The sequence below is a fragment of the Methylorubrum zatmanii genome, from assembly GCF_014845115.1.
Taxonomy (GTDB): domain Bacteria; phylum Pseudomonadota; class Alphaproteobacteria; order Rhizobiales; family Beijerinckiaceae; genus Methylobacterium; species Methylobacterium zatmanii.
This window is the reverse complement of the sequence record NZ_NKUI01000118.1, coordinates 1-21,502: the sequence shown is the minus strand read 5'-3', so window position 1 is coordinate 21,502 and position 21,502 is coordinate 1. Positions and strand designations below refer to the sequence as shown.

General features: G+C 67.4%; 18 protein-coding genes. All 18 read left to right on the top strand.

The annotated features are described in order from the left end of the window. The first annotated feature begins 11 nt into the window (after window positions 1-11). Window positions 12-1,250 carry an NADH-quinone oxidoreductase subunit NuoE gene (gene nuoE / locus MZTS_RS15245; protein WP_192284503.1) on the top strand — a complete coding sequence of 413 codons (1,239 nt, stop codon included), beginning with the start codon at window positions 12-14 and terminating at the stop codon, window positions 1,248-1,250. Window positions 1,251-1,260: 10 nt separating this feature from the next. Next, window positions 1,261-2,562, top strand: coding sequence for an NADH-quinone oxidoreductase subunit NuoF (gene nuoF / locus MZTS_RS15240; RefSeq protein ID WP_192284502.1), 1,302 nt, complete (start codon window positions 1,261-1,263; stop codon window positions 2,560-2,562). A gap of 33 nt (window positions 2,563-2,595) precedes the next feature. Beyond that, window positions 2,596-4,662 (top strand): NADH-quinone oxidoreductase subunit NuoG, encoded by a 2,067-nt coding sequence (gene nuoG / locus MZTS_RS15235; RefSeq protein WP_192284501.1) that lies wholly within the window; start codon window positions 2,596-2,598, stop codon window positions 4,660-4,662. 12 nt (window positions 4,663-4,674) lie between these two features. Further along, complete coding sequence (gene nuoH / locus MZTS_RS15230) at window positions 4,675-5,697, top strand: NADH-quinone oxidoreductase subunit NuoH (protein WP_192284500.1); 1,023 nt, start codon at window positions 4,675-4,677, stop codon at window positions 5,695-5,697. Window positions 5,698-5,782: 85 nt separating this feature from the next. Beyond that, window positions 5,783-6,271 (top strand): NADH-quinone oxidoreductase subunit NuoI, encoded by a 489-nt coding sequence (nuoI, locus tag MZTS_RS15225; protein ID WP_192284499.1) that lies wholly within the window; start codon window positions 5,783-5,785, stop codon window positions 6,269-6,271. 208 nt (window positions 6,272-6,479) lie between these two features. Continuing rightward, the gene (locus MZTS_RS15220; protein ID WP_192284498.1) at window positions 6,480-7,100 is read left to right on the top strand and encodes an NADH-quinone oxidoreductase subunit J; all 621 of its coding nucleotides are present in this window, start codon (window positions 6,480-6,482) and stop codon (window positions 7,098-7,100) included. 5 nt (window positions 7,101-7,105) lie between these two features. Then, window positions 7,106-7,411, top strand: coding sequence for an NADH-quinone oxidoreductase subunit NuoK (gene nuoK, locus MZTS_RS15215; RefSeq protein WP_003598182.1), 306 nt, complete (start codon window positions 7,106-7,108; stop codon window positions 7,409-7,411). A gap of 57 nt (window positions 7,412-7,468) precedes the next feature. Continuing rightward, window positions 7,469-9,592, top strand: a complete 2,124-nt coding sequence (nuoL, locus tag MZTS_RS15210) for an NADH-quinone oxidoreductase subunit L (RefSeq protein ID WP_192284497.1) — start codon at window positions 7,469-7,471, stop codon at window positions 9,590-9,592. After that, a complete protein-coding gene (locus MZTS_RS15205; protein ID WP_192284496.1) occupies window positions 9,592-11,175 on the top strand; it encodes an NADH-quinone oxidoreductase subunit M in 1,584 nt (527 codons plus the stop codon). Before nuoL ends, MZTS_RS15205 begins: the two co-directional genes overlap by 1 nt. Further along, a complete protein-coding gene (gene nuoN, locus MZTS_RS15200; RefSeq protein ID WP_192284495.1) occupies window positions 11,172-12,611 on the top strand; it encodes an NADH-quinone oxidoreductase subunit NuoN in 1,440 nt (479 codons plus the stop codon). The genes MZTS_RS15205 and nuoN overlap by 4 nt, the downstream gene beginning before the upstream one ends. Window positions 12,612-12,615: 4 nt before the next feature. Continuing rightward, the gene (locus tag MZTS_RS15195) at window positions 12,616-13,413 is read left to right on the top strand and encodes a biotin--[acetyl-CoA-carboxylase] ligase (RefSeq protein WP_192284494.1); all 798 of its coding nucleotides are present in this window, start codon (window positions 12,616-12,618) and stop codon (window positions 13,411-13,413) included. A gap of 19 nt (window positions 13,414-13,432) precedes the next feature. Then, window positions 13,433-15,106 carry a ribonuclease J gene (locus MZTS_RS15190; RefSeq protein ID WP_192284493.1) on the top strand — a complete coding sequence of 558 codons (1,674 nt, stop codon included), beginning with the start codon at window positions 13,433-13,435 and terminating at the stop codon, window positions 15,104-15,106. Between the two features lie 140 nt (window positions 15,107-15,246). Beyond that, window positions 15,247-15,651, top strand: coding sequence for a methylmalonyl-CoA epimerase (gene mce / locus MZTS_RS15185; RefSeq protein WP_012452931.1), 405 nt, complete (start codon window positions 15,247-15,249; stop codon window positions 15,649-15,651). A gap of 81 nt (window positions 15,652-15,732) precedes the next feature. Beyond that, window positions 15,733-16,071: a DUF1467 family protein gene (locus tag MZTS_RS15180; protein WP_192284492.1), complete on the top strand. Its 339-nt coding sequence runs from the start codon at window positions 15,733-15,735 to the stop codon at window positions 16,069-16,071. A gap of 517 nt (window positions 16,072-16,588) precedes the next feature. Next, window positions 16,589-17,914: a proline--tRNA ligase gene (gene proS, locus MZTS_RS15175; protein WP_192284491.1), complete on the top strand. Its 1,326-nt coding sequence runs from the start codon at window positions 16,589-16,591 to the stop codon at window positions 17,912-17,914. A gap of 12 nt (window positions 17,915-17,926) precedes the next feature. Next, window positions 17,927-19,249, top strand: coding sequence for a lipoprotein-releasing ABC transporter permease subunit (locus MZTS_RS15170; protein WP_192284490.1), 1,323 nt, complete (start codon window positions 17,927-17,929; stop codon window positions 19,247-19,249). Window positions 19,250-19,263: 14 nt separating this feature from the next. Continuing rightward, window positions 19,264-19,974, top strand: coding sequence for an ABC transporter ATP-binding protein (locus MZTS_RS15165; RefSeq protein WP_192284489.1), 711 nt, complete (start codon window positions 19,264-19,266; stop codon window positions 19,972-19,974). 513 nt (window positions 19,975-20,487) lie between these two features. Beyond that, window positions 20,488-21,502, top strand: a 1,015-nt coding sequence (locus MZTS_RS15160) for a PHP domain-containing protein (protein WP_192284488.1), incomplete at its 3' end; no start/stop codon positions are given.

The window sequence follows — 21,502 nt, the reverse complement described above, 5'->3', positions numbered from 1 at the left end:
CGTCGGACGTCATGGCCAACCGCAGACTCGCCCCCGCCGCCGAGCAGCCCCAGGACTTCGCGTTCACGCCCGAGAACGCCGACTGGGCCCGCGGCCAGATCGCGAAATATCCCGAGGGCCGGCAGGCCTCGGCCGTGATTCCGCTGCTGTGGAAGGCGCAGGAGCAGAATGGCGGCTGGCTGCCGCAAAAGGCGATCGAGGCGGTCGCCGACCAGCTCGGCATGCCGCATATCCGAGTGCTGGAGGTCGCGACCTTCTACACGATGTTCGCCCTGGAGCCGGTCGGACGCTTCTGGATTCAGGTCTGCGGCACCGTGCCCTGCGATTGCTGTGGGGCGAAGGAGCTGAAGGCCGCTTTGCATGATCGCCTCGGCCCCTCGGGGCACGTCTCGGCGGACGGCAACTTCTCCTGGCTCGAAGTCGAGTGCCTCGGCGCCTGCTGCAACGCGCCGATGGTGCAGATCAATCAGGATTACTACGAGGATCTGACGCCGGAGAGCCTGAACAAGCTCATGGACGATCTCGCCGCCGGCCGGCCCGTGAAGGTGGGTTCGCAGATCGGCCGTGTATCCTCGGAGCCGAAGGACGCCGTCAACACCCTGACGGATCCGAGCCTGTTCGACGGGTCCCGCGTCGGTGGGTGGCGCAAGCGCTTCGAGCAGACCGACGGCGCCGGCGAGGGCGAGGAAGGGACGAAGAAGGACGAGGCCGCCTCGACCGAAGCCCGTGTCGCCGACGAGACCAAGCCGGCCCATCCGTCGGCGGGACGCGCCAACGAATCGAAGGCGGCCGATGCGCCGGCCGAGCGCGCGAGCGCCGGCGAAACGCCGGTGAAGTCGGAGGATCAGGCCGCGGCGCGTGACGCGAAGGCGCCCGCTGCCCAGGATCCGGCGGTCGAGGAAGACAAGCTGCTGCGCACCGAGCCGCCGCAGCATCCGGCCACCATCGGTGCCGGGGATGACGTGCCCGAGGGCGAGAATCCGGAGGCCCGCGCCGACGCCGCCGGGACCCGGCCGAAGGGGCTCGACGCCCCGCGCGAGGACCGCCCCGACGACCTGACCAAGATCAAGGGTATCGGCCCGATCAACCAGCGCCGCCTCAACGATCTCGGGATCTGGCATTACGATCAGATCGCCGCATGGTCGCCGCAGGAGGTGGCCTGGGTGAGCGCCTACCTCGCCTTCCCCGGCCGCGTCGACCGGGAGAACTGGGTCGGCCAAGCCGCCGACCGCGCCGGCAGCAAAGGTTGAGGAGCACATCATGCTCTCCGATCAGGATCGCATCTTCACCAACCTCTACGGCCTGCACTCGCCGGGGCTCGAGGCCGCCAAGAAACGCGGCGCCTGGGACGGCACCAAGTTCCTGCTCGAGATGGGCCGGGACTGGATCATCGACGAGATGAAGGGCTCCGGCCTGCGCGGCCGTGGCGGCGCCGGCTTCCCCACCGGCCTGAAATGGTCGTTCATGCCCAAGAAGTCGGACGGGCGCCCGCATTACCTCGTCGTCAATGCCGACGAGTCGGAGCCGGGCACCTGCAAGGACCGGGAGATCATGCGGCACGACCCGCATCTCCTGATCGAAGGCTGCATGCTGGCCTCCTTCGCCATGGGCGCGCATGCCTGCTACATCTACATCCGTGGCGAGTATGTGGCGGAGAAATTCGCCCTCCAGCGCGCGGTGGACGAGGCCTACGAGGCGCGTCTCGTCGGCCCGTCCAACATCCACGACTACCCCTTCGATATCTACGTCCACCACGGCGCGGGTGCCTATATCTGCGGCGAGGAGACGGCTCTCATCGAGAGCTTGGAGGGCAAGAAGGGGATGCCGCGGCTGAAGCCGCCGTTCCCGGCCAATATGGGCCTCTACGGCTGCCCCACGACCGTGAACAACGTCGAGTCGATCGCGGTGGCCGGCACGATCCTGCGCCGTGGCGGCGCGTGGTTCGCTGGCCTGGGTGGCAAGAACAACACCGGCACCAAGCTGTTCTGCGTGTCGGGCCACGTCAACAAGCCGTGCAATGTCGAGGAAGAACTCGGCATCACCTTCCGCGAGCTGATCGACAAGCATTGCGGCGGCATGCGCGGCGGCTGGGACAACCTCCTGTGTTCCATTCCCGGCGGCTCGTCGGTGCCGCTGGTGCCGGCCGAGCAGATCATCGACGCCAAGATGGACTTCGACACCCTGCGCAATCTGGGCTCGGGCCTGGGTACGGCGGCGGTGATCGTGCTCGACAAATCGACCGACATCGTCGGCGCGATCGCCCGTATCTCGTACTTCTACAAGCACGAATCCTGCGGCCAGTGCACGCCGTGCCGCGAGGGCACCGGCTGGATGTGGCGCGTGCTGACCCGCATGGCCGCCGGCCGGGCGCAGAAGCGCGAGATCGACATGCTCTTGGAAGTCACCAAGCAGGTCGAGGGTCACACCATCTGCGCGCTCGGTGACGCGGCGGCTTGGCCGATCCAGGGCCTGATCCGGCATTTCCGGCCCGAGATCGAGAAGCGCATCGATCAATACAGCGCGAACCCGCACATGGATGCGGTGCCGATGGCGGCCGAGTGACGGCCGCCCGATGCTCACCTTCGAGATGACCCGATGACCAAAATCCTCATCGACGGCACCGAGGTCGATGTCCCGGCCGACTACACCCTGCTCCAGGCCTGCGAGGTCGCGGGCGCGGAGATCCCGCGCTTCTGCTTCCACGAGCGCCTGTCGATCGCCGGCAATTGCCGGATGTGCCTGGTCGAGCTGAAGGGCGCGCCCAAGCCCGTGGCCTCCTGCGCCTACGCGGTGAAGGATTGCCGGCCGGGGCCGAACGGCGAGCCGCCGGAGGTGCTCACCCGCTCGGGCACGACGAAAAAGGCGCGTGAGGGGGTGATGGAGTTCCTCCTCATCAACCACCCGCTCGATTGCCCGATCTGCGACCAGGGCGGCCATTGCGACCTGCAGGATCAGGCGATGGCCTACGGCGTCGACTCGACCCGCTACCAGGAGAACAAGCGGGCGGTCGAGGAGAAGTATATCGGCCCGCTGGTGCGGACCGCGATGAACCGCTGCATCCATTGCACCCGCTGCGTCCGCTTCCTGGCGGAAGTCGCCGGCGTGCCGGATCTCGGCGCCATCGGCCGCGGCGAGGACATGGAGATCACGAGCTACCTCGAACAGGCGATGGGCTCGGAGCTTCAGGGCAACGTCGCCGACCTCTGCCCCGTGGGCGCGCTGGTCCACAAGCCGCAGAGCTACAATGTGCGCCCGTGGGAGCTGCACAAGACCGAATCCGTCGACGTGATGGATGCGGTCGGCTCGGCGATCCGGGTCGATGCCCGTGGCCGCGAGGTGATGCAGATCGAGCCGCGCATCAGCGAGGAGATCAACGAGGAGTGGATCTCCGACAAGACCCGCCACGTCGTCGACGGCCTGCGTCTGCAACGCCTCGACCGCCCGTTCCTGCGTGAGAACGGCCGCCTGCGCCCGGCCTCCTGGGGCGAGGCGTTCGCTGCCATCGCCGCCAAGCTGAAGGGCACCGATCCCAAGCGCGTCGGCGCCCTCGTCGGCGATCTCGCGGGTGTGGAGGAGATCTTTGCGCTCAAAGCCCTGATGGGCTCGCTCGGCGTGACGAACCTCGATGCGCGCCAGACCGGCGAGGCGCTCGATCCGGCCTGGGGCCGGGCCGCCTACACCCTCGGCGCGACCATTCCCGGCATCGAGCAGGCGGACGCGATCCTGATCGTCGGCGCCAACCCGCGCACGGAAGCCTCGCTGCTCAACGTGCGCATCCGCAAGCGTTGGCGCATGGCCCCGGTCTCGATCGGCCTGATCCTCGACGAGCAGCCGGACCTGACCTACCCCTACACCTATCTCGGCGCCGGCACCGACACGCTCGCCTCCATCGCCAAGGGGGAGCACAGCTTCCTCGACGTGCTGAAGACGGCGGAGCGCCCGCTGGTGATCGTCGGCGAGGGCGGACTCGGCGCGCTCGCCGCCGCGGCGGCTTTGGCCCAGGATGTCGGCGCCGTCACCGATGGCTGGAACGGCTTCGGCGTGCTCAACACGGCGGCAGCCCGCGTCGGTGCCCTCGATCTCGGCTTCGTGCCGGGGGAGGGGGGGCTGACCTTCTCGCAGATGCTGGAGCCGGGCGCCCTCGACGTGGTGTTCAACCTCGGCGCCGACGAGCGGGTGATCGGGCCGGGCGCCTTCGTGATCTACCAGGGCACCCACGGGGATGCCGGCGCGAGCCGGGCCGACGTGATCCTGCCGGGCGCGGCCTATACTGAGAAGAGCGCGACCTACGTCAATCTCGAAGGCCGGGTGCAGATGGCCAACCGCGCCAGCTTCCCGCCGGGCGATGCCCGTGAGGATTGGGCGATCCTGCGCGCCCTGTCCGACGTGCTCGGCAAGCGGCTGCCCTACGATTCCCTCGCCGCCCTGCGGAAGGCGCTGTACGCGGACTATCCGCATCTGGCCGCGGTCGGGCAGGTCGAGCCGTCCGACGCGGCCGCCGCCCTGGCGACGCTCGCGGGCCTGCCGGGAGACACGGCGAAGAGCGCCTTCTCCTCCCCGGTCGCCGATTTCTACCTCACCAACCCGATCGCCCGCGCCTCGCGGGTGCTGGCCGAGTGCTCCGGCCTCGCTCGGGGCCGCGCCCTCGAAGCGGCGGAATAGGGGACGCCACCGATGACCTTCTGGGAAATGCTCGGGACCGTCCTCCTGATCGCGCTGAAGAGCTTCGTGCTCCTCGCCGCGCTCCTCGTCTTCATCGCCTATGCCTTGCTCGCCGACCGCAAGATCTGGGCGGCGGTGCAGCTGCGCCGCGGTCCGAACGTGGTCGGGCCGTGGGGGTTGTTCCAATCCTTCGCCGATCTGTTGAAGTTCGTGCTGAAGGAGCCGGTGATTCCGGCGGGCGCCAACAAGGCGATCTTCCTGCTGGCTCCCCTCGTCTTCGCGATGCTGGCGCTGGCCTCCTGGGCGGTGATCCCGCTCGCCGACGGCTGGGCCATCGCCGACATCAATGTCGGCATCACCTACATCTTCGCGATCTCGTCGCTCGGCGTGTACGGCGTCATCATGGGCGGCTGGGCCTCGAACTCCAAATACGCCTTCCTCGGCGCCCTGCGCTCGGCGGCCCAGATGATCTCCTACGAGGTCTCGCTCGGCTTCGTCATCATCTGCGTGCTGCTCTGCGCCGGTTCACTGAACCTCTCGCGCATCGTCATGGCGCAGGACACCGCGCTCGGGATCTTCGGCTGGTACTGGCTCTGGCTGTTCCCGATGTTCGCCGTGTTCTTCGTCTCGGCCTTGGCCGAGACCAACCGCCCGCCCTTCGACCTTCCGGAGGCCGAATCGGAGCTCGTGGCCGGTTACATGGTCGAGTATTCCTCGACGCCGTACCTGCTGTTCATGCTCGGCGAATACGTGGCGATCATGACCATGTGCGCGCTCGGTACGGTGCTGTTCCTGGGCGGCTGGCTCTCGCCGATCCCGTTCGTGCCCTTCACCTGGGTGCCGGGCGTGATCTGGTTCGCGCTGAAGGCCAGCTTCCTGTTCTTCATGATCGCCATGGTGAAGGCCATGGTGCCGCGTTACCGCTACGATCAGCTGATGCGGCTCGGCTGGAAGGTGTTCCTTCCGCTCTCGCTGATCTCTGTCGTCGTCGTCGCCTTCGTCCTCAAGCTCACCGGCCTCGCGCCGGGGGCCTGACCCGTCCCTTGTGAGGTCGCATCCCTTCGGGCGAGCCGGTCACCACCTCGCTCGGAACTGCGTCCAACGAATCGGAGATCGCGCCGTGAAGCTCGATCAGGTCGCCAGAAGCCTTCTCCTGAAGGAGTTCGTGTCGGGGTTCTTTCTCGCCATGAAGTATTTCTTCAAGCCGAAGGCCACGATCAACTACCCCTTCGAGATGGGCCATCGCGGGCCGCGCTTCCGCGGCGAGCACGCCCTGCGCCGTTACCCCAACGGCGAGGAGCGCTGCATCGCCTGCAAGCTGTGCGAGGCGATCTGCCCGGCCCAGGCGATCACCATCGAGGCGGGCCCGCGCCGCAACGACGGCACGCGGCGCACCACGCGCTACGACATCGACATGGTGAAGTGCATCTATTGCGGCATGTGCCAGGAGGCCTGCCCGGTGGATGCCATCGTCGAGGGGCCGAACTTCGAGTTCTCTGTCGAGACCCGCGAAGAGCTGCTCTACGACAAGGAAAAGCTGCTCGCGAACGGCGACCGTTGGGAGCGCGAGATCGCCCGTAACATCGCGCTGGATGCGCCGTACCGCTAACCGGAACGGCTACGCCGGTTGTGCGCCGCACAGCCGAGTTCTATAGAGCATCGTCCCGAAAGACGGCCTCCGCCTTCGGAAAAAGACGATGCGGAAACAGGAGCCTGGCGCGTCATCCTGGATGCGCTAGACCGGCCGCCGCCTGCGGCCGAGGGTCCACCGAGGCAGAAGGGAGCCGCTCGGCCGAGCGGCCGATGCTGAAAATCGCATGACCGCAGCCGCCGCCTTCTTCTATCTCTTCGCGAGCTTCGCCGTGGCCTCGGGCTTCATGGTGATCGCAGCCAGGAACCCCGTCACCTCGGTGTTGTTCCTGATCCTCGCCTTCGTGAACGCCGCCGGGCTGTTCGTGCTGATGGGCGCCGAGTTCCTGGCGATGATCCTCGTCGTCGTCTATGTCGGCGCCGTCGCGGTTCTGTTCCTCTTCGTCGTGATGATGCTCGACGTGGACTTCGCCGCCCTCCGTCAGGGATTCCAGCGCTATCTGCCGATCGGCAGCCTGATCGGCGCGATCTTCCTGATCGAGCTGCTGCTCGTCGTCGGCACCTGGACCATCGATCCGGGCCTCGTGCAGGCGCCTCTCGGCCACGCCGCTCATGGCGAGAGCGTCACCAACACCCAGGCGCTCGGCCGGGTGCTCTACACGGACTACGTCTACTTCTTCCAGATCGCCGGCCTGATCCTGCTGGTGGCGATGATCGGCGCCATCGTGCTGACCTTGCGCGACCGCACCGGCGTCAAGCGTCAGAACATCGCCGTCCAGAACGCCCGGACCCAGGCCATGGCGGTCGACACCCTCAAGGTGCCCTCGCGGCAGGGCGTGGAGGTCTGAGGACCATGATCGGACTGAGCCACTACCTGACGGTTGCCGCGATCCTGTTCACGCTCGGCGTGCTCGGCATCTTCATCAACCGCAAGAACGTCATCGTCATCCTGATGTCGGTAGAGCTGATCCTGCTTGCCGTGAACATCAACCTCGTGGCGTTCTCGACCCATCTCAACGACATCACCGGACAGGTCTTCGCCCTGTTCGTGCTGACGGTCGCCGCGGCGGAAGCCGCGATCGGCCTCGCGATCCTGGTGGTGTTCTTCCGTAACCGCGGCTCCATCGCGGTCGAGGACGTGAGCATGATGAAGGGCTGACGCTCCCTCTCACAGAGCCCGCCCCTTCGTCCGCCTGCTGCGAGGCAAGATCGACCCATGTATCACGCGATCGTCTTCTTCCCGCTGATCGGCGCCCTGATCGCCGGCCTGTTCGGCCGGTTCATCGGTGCGCGGATGAGCGAGCTCGTGACGACGGGCTGCCTCGCCTTCGCGGCTCTGCTGTCCTGGGGCGCTTTCTTTCTCGTCACCGGCGACGGCCGGGCCGAGACCGTCCACGTCGCGCAATGGTTCGGTGCCGGCGATCTCGTGGTCGACTGGGCCTTCAAGGTCGACACGCTGACGGCGATCATGCTCGTCGTCGTGACTTCGGTCTCGACCCTCGTGCACCTCTACTCCATCGGCTACATGCACGAGGATCCGCACCGGCCGCGCTTCTTCGCCTACCTGTCGCTGTTCACCTTCGCCATGCTGATGCTGGTGACCTCCGACAACCTCGTTCAGATGTTCTTCGGCTGGGAAGGCGTCGGCCTCGCCTCCTACCTGCTGATCGGCTTCTGGTACGAAAAGCCTTCCGCCAATGCCGCCGCGATGAAGGCCTTCATCGTCAACCGCGTCGGTGATTTCGGCTTCTCGCTCGGCATCTTCCTGGTGTTCGTGCTCACCGGCTCCGTCGGCTTCGACGCGATCTTCGCCAAGCTCCCCGAGCTGAAGGATGCGAGCTTCCACTTCCTCGGCCACGACTGGCACGCCCTGACGCTTGCCGCCCTGCTGCTGTTCATGGGCGCCATGGGCAAGTCGGCGCAGTTCCTGCTGCACACTTGGCTCCCCGATGCGATGGAAGGCCCGACCCCGGTTTCGGCCCTGATCCACGCCGCCACCATGGTCACCGCCGGCGTGTTCATGGTCGCCCGCCTGTCGCCGCTGTTCGAGCTGGCGCCGACCGCGCTCACCGTGGTCACGGTCATCGGCGGCATCACCGCCTTCTTCGCGGCCACCGTCGGCCTCGTGCAGAACGACATCAAGCGGGTCATCGCCTACTCGACCTGCTCGCAGCTCGGCTACATGTTCGTCGGCCTCGGTGTCGGCGCCTACGCGACCGGCGTGTTCCACCTCTTCACCCACGCCTTCTTCAAGGCGCTGCTGTTCCTCGGAGCCGGCTCGGTCATCCACGCGATGCACCACGAGCAGGACATGCGGAACATGGGAGGTCTGCGCCGCTACATCCCCTTCACCACGGCGATGATGACGATCGGCACGCTCGCACTGATCGGCTTCCCCTTCACCGCCGGCTATTACTCGAAGGATGCGATCATCGAGGCGGCCTATATGTCCGACCGCCCCGGCCACGTGCTGGCCTTCCTCGCCACCGTGATCGCCGCGCTGATGACCTCGTTCTACAGCTGGCGCCTGTTCTTCCTCACCTTCGAAGGACCGCAGCGCTGGGTGGCGCACGGCGCCCATGGTCATGACGACCACGCTCATGCGGTGCATGACCATGCCCACGCGGCCACCGCGCACGAGGCGGACGGCGCGCCCGGTCACCATGAGGGGGTCGCGCACGACGACAAGGGGCACGACATCGAGCCCGCCTCGCACAGCGCGCTCGAGCACCACGACGATCACGCCCACACGCCGCACGAGAGCCCGCTCGTGATGACGATCCCGCTCGCCGTCCTGGCGTTCGGCGCTCTGTTCGCCGGCCTGATCTTCAAGGATCGGTTCATCGGGCACGACATGGACAAGTTCTGGGGCCATGCCCTGGCGCACGGGCCCGAGAACCACATCATGCACGCGATCCACGACGCGCCGCGCTGGGTCTCGCTCTCGCCCTTCGTGATGCTGGTGCTCGGTTTCGTCCTGGCCTTCTGGATGTATATCCGCCGGCCCGACATGCCGCATCGCCTCGCGGAATCTCAGCCGATCCTGTACCGCTTCCTGCTCAACAAGTGGTACTTCGACGAGATCTACGATCGGATCTTCGTCCGTCCGGCCAAGAACTTCGGCCTGTTCCTCTGGAAGGAGGGCGACGGCCGCATCATCGACGGGCTCGGTCCGAACGGGATCTCGGCTCGGGTCGTGGACATCACCCGCGGCGTGGTCCGCCTGCAGACCGGCTACGTCTATCACTACGCCTTCGTGATGCTCGTCGGGGTCGCCGGCCTGATCACGTGGTATCTCGTCTCCGGCGTGCCGGCAGGAAGCCCGGGAGTGACCCACTGATGTTCGGCCTCGGCATTCTCTCCGGGCTCCTGATCGTCCCGCTCGCGGGCGCCGCCTTCATCCTCACTCTCGGCGAGGAGACGGAGGCGGTGAAGCGCAACGCCCGCTGGGCGGCGCTGATCACCACGGTCGTCACCTTCCTGCTCTCCCTGGTCGCCTGGGCCCGCTACGACGTGGCGAGCCCGAGCTTCCAGCTGGTCGAGACCCATGCGTGGCTCGCCGAGACGATCCGGTTCAAGCTCGGCGTCGACGGCTTCTCGATGCCGCTGATCCTGCTGACGACCTTCCTGATGCCGTTCTGCATCGGCGCGTCGTGGCTCTCGGTCGAGAACCGCGTCAAGGAATACTTCGTCGCCTTCCTCGTCCTCGAGACGACGATGATCGGCGTGTTCAGTGCCCTCGATCTGGTGCTGTTCTACCTGTTCTTCGAGGCCGGCCTGATCCCGATGTTCCTCATCATCGGCATCTGGGGCGGCAAGCGGCGCATCTACGCGAGCTTCAAGTTCTTCCTCTACACCCTGCTCGGCTCGGTGCTGATGCTGCTCGCCATCATGGCGATGTACTGGGAGGCCGGCACCACCGACATCCCGACGCTGCTCGCGCACCGCTTCCCCGTGGGCATGCAGTATTGGCTCTGGCTCGCCTTCTTCGCCTCCTTCGCGGTGAAGATGCCGATGTGGCCGGTCCATACCTGGCTCCCCGACGCCCACGTAGAGGCGCCGACGGCGGGCTCAGTGATCCTGGCCGGCATCCTGCTCAAGATGGGCGGCTACGGCTTCATCCGGGTCTCGCTGCCGATGCTGCCGGATGCGAGCCAGTATTTCGCGCCCCTCGTCTTCGCCCTGTCGGTGATCGCGATCATCTTCACCTCGCTCACCGCGATGATGCAGACCGATATCAAGAAGCTGATCGCCTACTCGTCGGTGGCGCATATGGGCTTCGTGACGCTCGGCCTGTTCACCCTCAACGAGCAGGGCATCCAGGGCGCGCTGTTCCTGATGATCTCCCACGGCATCGTCTCCGGCGCGCTCTTCCTCTGCGTCGGTGTCGTCTACGACCGGATGCATACCCGTGAGATCGCGGCCTATGGCGGTCTGGTGAAGCGGATGCCGCTCTACGCCGCCGCGATGATGGTGTTCACCATGGCCAATGTCGGCCTGCCCGGCACGTCCGGCTTCGTCGGCGAGTTCCTGGCGATGATGGGCGCCTTCCGCGCCAACCCGACGGTGGCCTTCTTCTCGGTGTTCGGCATCATCCTCTCGGCGGCCTACGCCCTCTGGCTCTACGCCCGGGTGATCTACGGCAAGCTGGAGAAGCCCAGCCTCCAGGGCATCCTCGATCTCGACACCCGTGAGAAGATCATCATCGCGCCGCTCGTCGCGCTGACGATCTGGTACGGCGTCCACCCGGCCCCCGTGCTCGACACCTTCGCGCCCTCGACCGAGGCGCTGATGCAGAACATGCGCGCGGCGCTCTCGAACACGCAGTCCGCTGAGGCGGCCGCCAAGGCCGACCGCATCGCTGCGGCCGAGAAATCCGCCGGGCTCAACTCCGAGAAAACCGTCGAGGCCGCCGCGCGATGACCCCGATCCAGTCCGTCCTGCCGGCGATCACGCCGGTCCTGCCGGAGATCGTGCTGAGCCTCGGCGCGCTCCTGCTCGTGCTCTACGGCGCATGGCGCGGTGAGCGCTCCTCCGAGGGCGTCAATGTCGGCGCGCTGATCCTCCTGATCTTCACCTTCTTCCTCGTGGTCTCACAGACGGGCCAGGTGACGACGCTGAACGGCGCCTTCATCGCCGATCCGTTCGCGCGGCTGATGAAGGGGCTGATCCTGATCGGCTCGGCGGCCACGATCCTTCTCTCGCGCGACTATTTCCAGCGCGAGCGCATCGACCGGTTCGAGTACCCGATCCTGATCGTGCTCTGCACCATCGGCATGATGGTGATGGCCTCGGCCAACGACCTGATCGCGCTCTATCTCGGCCTGGAGCTGCAATCGCTCGCCGCCTACGTCATCGCCGCCTTCCACCGCGACGACGTGAAGTCGACGGAGGCCGGCCTGAAATACTTCGTGCTCGGCGCGCTCTCCTCCGGCATGCTGCTCTACGGCTCGTCGCTGGTCTACGGCTTCACCGGCACGGTCTCCTTCCCCGGCATCGTCACCGCGCTCAACGGTCCGGCGAGCTTCGGCATCGTGCTCGGCATCGTGTTCGTGGCGGCCGGCGTGGCCTTCAAGCTCGCGGCCGTGCCGTTCCACATGTGGACGCCGGACGTCTACGAGGGCTCGCCGACCCCGGTGACCGCCTTCTTCGGCTCGGCGCCGAAGGTCGCCGCCATGGCGATGACGGTGCGCGTCTTCATCGGCGCCTTCCCGGACGTGACCGCGGTCTGGCAGCAGATCATCGTGTTCGTGTCGATCGCCTCGATGGCGCTGGGTTCCTTCGCCGCCATCGGCCAGCGTAACATCAAGCGCCTGATGGCCTATTCCTCCATCGGCAATGTCGGCTACGCGCTGATCGGCCTCGCGGCGGGTTCGGAGGAGGGCATCCGCGGTGTGGTGATCTACATGATCATCTACCTCGCGATGACGCTGGGTGCCTTCGCGGTGCTGCTCTCGCTCCGCCGCAAGGACAAGATGTTCGAGACGATCGACGATCTCTCGGGCCTCTCGCGGACCCATCCCTGGCTGGCCTTCTGCCTCGCCGCGATGATGTTCTCGCTGGCCGGCATCCCGCCCTTGGCCGGGTTCTTCGCCAAGTTCTACGTCTTCGCCGCCGCCATCAAGGCCGGGCTGGTGACGCTGGCGGTGGTCGGCGTGGTCACCTCCGTGGTCGGCGCCTTCTATTACATCCGCCTCGTCAAGGTGATATATTTCGACGAGGCGCAGGCGCCCTACGAGCGGATCCCACCGGGCTCGGCCATCGTGCTCGGCGTGTCGAGCGCCGTCGTGGTGCTGTTCTTCCTCGTGCCGGCTCCGCTGATCGCGGCGGCGGGCGACGCCGCCAAGGCTTTGTTTTGAGGCGATGCAGTTCCGGCTGAGTCAGGCGGCCAGGGCTGAGGGCTTCCGGCTGCACAGCCACGACAGGCTCGACTCAACCAACAGCGAGGCCCTGCGGCTCGCACGGAGCGGTGAGACCGGACCGCTCTGGGTCACGGCCCGCCGTCAGGAGGCGGGCCGGGGTCGGCGCGGCAATGGCTGGACCTCGCCGGAGGGCAATCTCGCCGCGAGCCTGCTGATGCCGGTGGCGGGCGTCGCGCCGGAAATGGTGGCGACGCTCGGCTTCGTGGCCGGCGTGGCCCTGGTGGACGCGATCCGCGATGCGCGGTCGCCGCAGGGCATTGCCGCCTCTGCCACGACCATCCATCTGAAATGGCCGAACGACGTTCTCGTCGAGGGCGCGAAGCTCGCTGGAATCCTTTTGGAAGCCGAATCCCTGCCAGGCGGCCGGCGGGCCGTGGTGGTCGGTTTCGGGGTCAATGTCAGGGCTGCCCCTGAGGGTTTGCCCTACCCGGCGGCGGCTTTATCGGATTTTTCCGCGGCGGATGCGCCGATGCTGCTCGAATTCCTGTCGGAACGGTTTGTCGAAGCCGTCCGGATCTGGAACAAGGGGCGCGGATTTCCCACGATCCGGCAGCGGTGGCTGGAGCGCGCGGCGGGGGTTGGCGCCCCCGTGTCGGTTCGCATGGCCGAAGCCACGCTGATGGGCGTGTTCGAAACTATCGACGAGGGGGGGCGGCTCGTAATCCTCGCCCCGGACGGAACACGGCGAACCGTGACGGCGGGCGAGGTGCATTTCGGAAGTGCCGCGACGGCGGTCTGAGACTGGATAGACGAACAAGATGACGACACGGCAAGACGAACTCGTCTTCGTGCCGCTCGGCGGCGTGGGCGAGATCGGCATGAATGCGGGCCTCTACGGGATCGGACCCGAGAAGCAGCGCAAATGGATCATGATCGATTGCGGGATGGGGTTCGCGGGCGAGGAGGGCTTGCCCGGCATCGACCTGATGTATCCCGATCTCAGCTTCATCGAGGAGCGGAAGAAGGACCTCCTCGGCATCTTCATCACCCACGCGCACGAGGACCATATCGGCGCGATCTCGGAGCTGTGGCCGCGCCTCAAGGCGCCGGTCTACGCCACGCGCTTCGCCAAGAACCTGCTGGAGACCCGCCGCCTCTCCGAACCGGGGGCGCCCAAGGTGGATCTGCGCGAGGTCAAGCCGGGCAAGCGCGTCACCGTCGGCCCGTTCGAGATCGAGTTCGTGCCGGTGGCCCACTCGATCCCCGAGTCCAACGCGGTGGCGATCCGCACCGTGCACGGCCTCGTGCTCCATACCGGTGACTGGAAGCTCGACGACACGCCGGTGGCCGGCGATTCCACCTCGCCCGAAGCCTTCACGGCGCTCGGCGACGAGGGCGTCCTGGCGCTGATCTGCGATTCCACCAACGTGCTGCGCGAGGGGCGCTCCCCCAGCGAGGCCGAGGTCTCCGCGACCCTGAGGAAGCTGATCGAGGCGGCGCCCCACCGCGTGGCGGTGACCACCTTCGCCTCCAACGTCGCCCGCATCCGCGCGGTGGCCGAAGCCGCCCAGGCCTGCGGCCGTCAGGTCATCGCCGTGGGCCGCGCCATGGACCGGGTGATCGATGTGGCCCGCGAATGCGGCTATCTCGACGGCCTGCCGGACTTCCTCGGCGCCGAATCCTACTCGCACCTGCCCCGCGACAAGGTGGTCTGCCTGCTGACGGGGTCTCAGGGCGAGCCGCGGGCCGCGATGTCCCGGGTTTCGCGCCGTGACCACCCGGCCGTCTCGCTCACCGCCGGCGACCAAGTGATCTTCTCCTCCCGCGCCATCCCCGGCAACGAGCGGGATGTCGGCGCCATCATCAACGACCTGATCGAGGCCGGCATCGAGGTCATCACCGACCGCACCGAACTCGTCCACGTCTCAGGCCATCCGCGCCGTGAGGAGATGGTGGCGATGTATTCTTGGACCCGGCCGAAAGCGGTGGTGCCGGTCCACGGCGAGGCTCTGCATCTCGACGAACATGCCCGCTTCGCCCGCTCGCAGGGCGTCGAGGCGGTGGTGAAGGCCCGCAACGGCGCGGTGGTGCGGCTCGCCCCCGGCACGCCCGAGGTCGTCGAGCATGTCCGCGCCGGCCGCCTCTACAAGGACGGCAACGTCCTGATCGATGCCAAGGACCGGGCGATCCCCGAGCGGCGCAAGCTCTCCCAGACCGGCATCGTTTCGGTGGCCATCGCCATCGACGAGCGCGGCGAAGTGGTCGGCGAGCCGGCGGTCGACATCATGGGCCTGCCCAATCGCGGACGCGACGGCGAGCCCCTGCTCGACACCGTGGTCGATACGGTCAACCGCACCCTGAACGGCCTGTCACGGGGCAAGATGAAGGACTCGGAGGCGGTGGAGAACGCGGTGGACCGCGCCGTCCGCTCCTCGGTCAACGAGGCCTGGGGCAAGAAGCCCGCCTGCCACGTGCAGGTGGTCGAGGTGTGATAGGGTCGTAGGCGCCCCGTTCTCGCGAGGCGAAGCCGAAGCCGTCCAGCGCGCTGCATCCTCCGCAGATGTCGCGCCGCTGGATGGCTTCGCTGCCGCTTGCAAGGATGGGATCGGAACCGGGCAGGGAGGACAGAAAAATGATCGGACGGCTCAACCACGTCGCCATCGCGGTGAAGGATCTCGACGCGGCCACCGCGATCTATCGTGACACCCTCGGTGCCAAGGTCACCGAGCCGCTGCCGCAGCCGGAACACGGCGTGACGGTGGTGTTCGTCGAACTGCCCAACAGCAAGGTCGAGCTGATGTCGCCGCTCGGCGAGAATTCGACGATCCAGGGCTTCGTCGACAAGAACCCGGCCGGCGGCATCCACCATGTCTGCTACGAGGTCGAGGACATCATCGCCGCCCGCGACAAGATGAAGGCTGCCGGCGCCCGCGTCCTCGGCACCGGCGAGCCGAAGATCGGCGCCCATGGCAAGCCGGTGATCTTCCTCCACCCCAAGGACTTTTTGGGGACCCTGGTGGAGCTGGAGCAGGTCTGAGGCTCGCCCGCTGGCGCGGCCTCGCCCGGATCGACACAGCGTCACCGGGACCTTTTCCCGTCATCCAATCGGTCGAACACGATGGCCTCCTCGCCCCTCCGCACCGTCGTCGCATCGACGCCGCTGACCATCCTGACGGTGGCGGTGCTGCTGGTCATCATGGTGTTCGTCGCGGTGAAGGGCTTCGCCCTCACGGTGTTCGGCGCCTTCGCGCTGTACTTCGTCCTGTGGTGGACCTTCCTGTTCGCGATCCTTCCCATCGGCAATGCCGCCGAGGCCGATCCGCAGCGGCTGGTGCCGGGGCAGGATCCGGGGGCGCCGGCCAGTCCGCGCCTGCGCGAGAAGGCGCTGGTGACGACGGTGGTGGCCGGGATCGCGTTCTTCGCCGCCCTGCTGATCTTCCCACTCGCCCGGTTGTGACGCCGCCCAGGCTGTGATGGGCCTACTCGCCCGTCGGTCCGGGCGCGCCGTCGCCCTCAGGGTGCCGGGCCTCGTCTGCCGTCTCCGCCGCGTGAGGGAAGACGAGGCTCAAAAACAAAAAGCAAGGCACGAGGCCTTGCTTTGGAAAACCGAAGTATTTTTCAGCCTGATTTATCTCGCGCATTGCTTGCGGCGCGGTGGCTGATTGTTCCTCCCAAGACCCGGACCGTGCGCTGCCTCGTGGGCTGCGACCATCACGGCGCTGCTTATAGGAAGAACATTTCCCTTTGTCATCAGGGTGGAGACGATTCGCGGCGCTTTTTTGCAAGGCTTGCGTCAAACTGACCTCCGCGCCCGCTGCCCGTGCCGTCTGAACCCTTCGCCGGCTCGGTTTCGCCATCGCGGGGCGGCCCTGTTGTCGCGCGGCGCTTGTGTTTTGCAGGCGCAATGTGTTGTGTGCCTTCCAGCTTTAGGCCTCCCGCCGCAGGCCGCGCCAGCCGTCTTCCAAGGTCGATCGATGCGTCTCTCCCGCTATTTCCTGCCGATCCTGCGCGAGACGCCCAAGGAAGCCGAGATCGTCTCGCACCGCCTGATGCTGCGGGCCGGTATGATCCGTCAGGAGGCGGCCGGCATCTACGCCTGGCTGCCGCTGGGCCTGCGCGTCCTCAACAAGGTCTGCGACGTCATCCGCGCCGAGCAGGATCGCGCAGGTGCCGTCGAGATCCTGATGCCGACGATCCAGGCCGCCGATCTCTGGCGCGAGTCGGGCCGCTACGAGGCCTATGGCAAGGAGATGCTGCGGTTGAAGGATCGCCACGAGCGCGAGCTGCTGTATGGCCCGACCGCCGAGGAAGTCGTCACCGAGATCTTCCGCGCCAGCGCCCGCTCCTACAAGGATCTGCCGAAGAACCTCTACCAGATCTCGTGGAAGTTCCGCGACGAGGTGCGGCCGCGCTTCGGCACCATGCGCTCGCGCGAGTTCCTGATGAAGGACGGGTATTCCTTCGATCTCGATCAGGCCGGCGCGCGCCACTCCTACAACAAGGTCTTCGTCTCCTATCTGCGCACCTTCGAGACGCTGGGCTTGAGGGCGATCCCGATGCGCGCCGATACCGGGCCGATCGGCGGCGATCTCAGCCACGAATTCATCATCCTGGCCAAGACGGGCGAGAGCGAGGTGTTCTGCGACCGCACCTATCTCGACATGCCGGTGCCGCCGCCCTCCGTCGATTTCGACGACGTGGCGGGCCTGCAGGGCGTGGTCGATGCCTGGACCTCGCACTACGCCGCCACCGACGAGATGCACGACGAGGCGGTCTTCGCCGAGGTGCCGGAGGCCTCGCGCCTCTCCGCCCGCGGCATCGAGGTCGGCCACATCTTCTATTTCGGCACCAAGTATTCCGAGCCGATGAAGGCGACCGTCACCGGCCCCGACGGCCAGGAGCGGCCGGTCCATATGGGTTCCTACGGCATCGGCCCGAGCCGGCTGGTGGCGGCAACCATCGAGGCGAGCCACGACGAGGCCGGCATCATCTGGCCCGACGCCATCGCCCCCTTCGACGTGGCGCTCATCAACCTCAAGGTCGGCGATGCTGCCTGCGACACGGCCTGCGCCGAGATCCAGGCGGCGCTGGAGACCGCCGGCCTCTCGGTGCTCTACGACGACCGCGACGAGCGGCCGGGCGCCAAGTTCGCCACCGCCGACCTGATCGGCCTGCCCTGGCAGGTCATCGTCGGGCCGAAGGGGCTCGGCGAGGGCAAGGTCGAGCTGAAGCGCCGGGCCAGCGGGGAGCGCGAGACTCTCGATCCGGTCGATCTGCCCGCCCGCATCCGGCGCGTCTAGGGGCAGGATCCGATGGCGCTCGCGTTGGGCAAGGGAAGGGGCGTCAGCCTGGCCGGCGTCCTGGCCTGGGTGAAGAATGCCCGCGCCGCCGCCTCGACTCCGCCCTTCGCGGGCTTCGAATGGCTGATCGCCGGGCGCTATCTCCGGGCTCGCCGCCGGGGCGGCGGCGTCTCGGTGGTGGCCCTGTTCTCGGTGCTCGGCATCGCCGTGGGCGTGGCCACCCTGATCATCGTGCTCTCGGTGATGAACGGCTTCCGCTCCGAGCTGCGCTCCAAGATCATCGGGCTCAACGGCCACGTCTTCGCCGCGCCGATCGACAAGCTGTTCACCGATTACGTCGATCTCTCCGACCGGCTGGAGAAGGTCGCGGGCGTCCGCGCCGTGGTGCCGATGGTGCAGGGGCAGGCCTTCGCCTCCTCGCCCTATGGCGGCTCCGGCGTGCTGGTGCGGGGCGTGCGCGCCGCCGACCTGCCCAAGATCCCGGCGGTGTCGAGTGCGATCAAGAGCGGCACGCTCGAAGGCTTCGATGACGGCCAGGGCGTGGCGCTCGGCAAGCGGCTCGCCGATTCCCTCGGGCTCCAGGCCGGCGATCAGGTGACGCTCTCGACGCCGAAGGGAGCGAGCACGCCCTTCGGCACGGCGCCGCGCACCAAGGCCTACACCGTCAAGGCGATCTTCGAGATCGGCGTGACGGATTTCGACAGCACCATGGCCTTCATGCCGCTGGCGGAATCCCAGGCCTTCTTCAACCGCGACGGCGATGTCAGCGTGATCGAGATCTATCTCGACGATGCCGACACGGTCGGCGAGATGCGCGAGCCCCTGGAGATGGCGGCCGAGCGGCCGGTGCTGCTGACCGATTGGCGCCAGACCAACCGCACCTTCTTCGGCGCGCTGGAGGTGGAGCGGAACGTGATGTTCCTGATCCTCAACCTCATCGTGATCGTGGCGACCCTCAACATCATCTCCGGCCTGATCCTGCTCGTGCGCGACAAGTCGTCGGACATCGCGATCCTGCGCACCATGGGCGCGACCCCGGGCACGATCATGCGGGTCTTCCTCATCAACGGGGCGCTGATCGGTCTCGTCGGCACGGCGATCGGCCTCATCGGCGGCGTGCTGTTCACCCTGAACATCAAGCCGATCCAGCGCACGCTGTTTCCCGGTGCCTGGGATCCGACCGTGCGCTTCCTCGCCGAGATCCCCGCCGAGATGAACACGAGCGAGGTGGTCATCATCGTGATCACCTCGATCCTGCTGTCGCTGGTCGCGACGCTCTATCCCTCCTGGCGTGCCGCCCGGCTCGATCCGGTGCAGGCCCTGCGCTACGGCTGACGGGCTTTTCCCACATGGCTCAAACCAATGCCGGCGCCGCCCAGCCGGTGCCGGCCCTGTTCTTCTCGGGCGTCCAGCGCCGATACGCGCAGGGGGAGGGCGCCCTCGAGATCCTGCGCGGCACCGATCTCGCCATCTGGCCCGGGGAGCTGGTCGCCCTGGTGGCACCCTCGGGCGCCGGCAAGTCGACCTTGCTCCACGTCGCCGGGCTGCTGGAGCGGCCGGATGGCGGCGAGGTCTATATCGGCGGCCAGCCGACGGCGGCGATGTCGGATGCCGAGCGCACCCGGCTGCGGCGCGAGGAGATGGGCTTCGTCTACCAGTTCCATCACCTGCTGCCCGAGTTCTCGGCGCTGGAGAACGTGGTGCTGCCCCAGCTCATCCGCGGGCTCGCCCGCAAGGAGGCGGAGACTCGCGCCGCCGAGCTTCTCAGCTTCCTCGGCCTGAAGGATCGCCTGCCGCACCGCCCGGCCGAACTCTCGGGCGGCGAGCAGCAGCGGGTCGCCATCGCCCGCGCGGTCGCCAACGGCCCGCGCCTGCTGCTCGCCGACGAGCCCACCGGCAATCTCGATCCGCAGACCTCGGGCCGGGTGTTCAACATCCTGCTGCAGCTGGTGCGCGCCTCCGGCCTCGCCGCCCTGATCGCGACCCACAACATGGACCTCGCCGCCCGCATGGACCGGCGCGTGACCATTCGCGACGGGATGATCGAGCAGCTGAGCTGAGATCGGGGCAGCGCGGCACCGATCCGGCGAAGGCCGCACGACCTCCGGACGCGAAAGGGGATCGCGGCTGGAAGGGCGTGAGGATGGCTGGGGCGTGGCGCCGGTAACACACCGTTCACCATCCTGCCGGGTGCCTCCGTGGCGAGGCTTTACAAAGAACAAAGCAGGAACAAAACTCGCTCCATCACCAGGGAGCGGAAGTCATGTTCAAGCGCGTCTTCTTCACCAGCCTCGTCGAATTCACGGCCTTCGGCCTTCTCTTCGGCGCGGTTGCGCTCTGGGCGGTAGCCTTGGCGCCGATTCACTAAGGGTTCGCGTCCGAACGCCCTTCGTTCCGGGCCCGGACGTGTTGCTCACAGGGAAATGGCGTCGGACAGGGCTTTTCCGCCTGCCCCGCCCGTGCAAAGCGCTTCGGGATCGAGGAACAGTGGATATCGCCCACGGTGCGGCGCGTCGGTGACAGACTCGCAAGGCATTGAGCGGCGATCTTAGCGGGCTCCGAGCAGGGTCCCCATGGCGCGCACACTCAAAGAAGTCGGCTTCGTCCATCTCCACGTCCATTCGTCCTACTCGCTGCTCGAAGGCGGGGTGAAGGCCGGTGACCTGGTCAAGGCGGCGGCCGCCGACCGGCAGCCCGCGCTGGCGCTCACCGACACCAACAACCTGTTCGGGGCGCTGGAATTTTCCGAATACGCCGCGAAGGCGGGCATCCAGCCCATCGCCGGGATCCAGCTCACCATCTGCTTCGAGGCGCCCGATCCGATGGCGCGGCTGCCGCAGGCGGGCTGCGGCAACATCGTGCTGCTCGCTCAGGACGAGACCGGGTACGGCAACCTGCTGCGGCTCGGCAGCCGCGCCTATTTCGACGGCGCGCTGGGCGAGCCGCCCCGTGTCGCGGTCTCCGCGTTGGAGGGCGCGGTGGACGGCGTCATCGCGCTCACCGGCGGCCTGACGGGGCCGCTCGACACCAGCCTGCGCGCGGGGCGGCACGACCAGGCCGCCAAGCGGCTGGAGTTCCTGAAATCCGCCTTCGGCGAGGAGCGCCTCTACGTCGAGATCCAGCGTCACGGCCTCGCCGACGAGCGCGCGGTGGAGCGCGAATTGCTGCGGCTCGCCGACAGCCATGGCCTCGGCATCGTCGCCACCAACGAGCCGTATTTCGCCAAGCCCGGCGATTACGAGGCTCACGACGCCCTGCTCGCCATCGCCGAAGGCCGTCTCGTCTCCGACGAGCGGCGGCGTCGCCTGACCCCGCGCCATGCCTTCACGACCCGGGCCGAGATGGCCGAGCTGTTCCGCGACCTGCCGGACGCGCTGACGGCCACCGTCGAGATCGCCATGCGCTGCTCCTACCGGGCGCGCACCCGCAAACCGATTCTGCCGAACTTCGCCAGCGTCGCCGCCGGCGAGGCCCCGCCGATGGCGGGGGGCCTGGCCGAGGCCGCCGAGGGGCCGGGGCAGGAGGGGGCCGCCCCCAAACCGGCCCGGAGGTGGCCCCCAGACGAAGCGGGGCGTGGTATTCACTTTA